Origin of the sequence: Salmonella sp. SAL4457 (assembly GCF_046548235.1) — a bacterium.
In the GTDB taxonomy this organism is placed as follows: Bacteria; Pseudomonadota; Gammaproteobacteria; order Enterobacterales; family Enterobacteriaceae; genus Salmonella; species Salmonella enterica.
This window is the reverse complement of record NZ_JBGDZO010000534.1, coordinates 1-270: the sequence shown is the minus strand read 5'-3', so window position 1 is coordinate 270 and position 270 is coordinate 1. Positions and strand designations below refer to the sequence as shown.

At 65.9% G+C, this 270-nt stretch carries 1 protein-coding gene; it reads left to right on the top strand.

Annotated features, from left to right (window positions below):
- Positions 1-270 (top strand): amino acid permease (locus ACLJNW_RS25370; RefSeq protein ID WP_410961389.1); only part of this gene is annotated, 270 nt, incomplete at both ends.

The following is a 270-nucleotide window of genomic DNA, read 5'->3' as shown; positions in this document are numbered from 1 at the left end:
ACCTGGTGTTCGGCTCCGCCAACCCGGCCTACGGCGTGCACAACTACAGCGCCCACGGCGGCTTCTTCCCGCACGGCCTGAAAGGCATGTGGATCGCCGTGGTGGTGTCGATCTTCAGTTATCTCAGCGTGGAGATGATCGCGGTCGCCGCCGCCGAGGCCGAACATCCGGAACAGGCGGTGAGGTCGGCGTTCCGCTCGACCATCGTGCGCCTGGTGGTGTTCTACCTGCTGACCCTGGCGCTGATGCTCGCCATCGTCCCCTGGGACC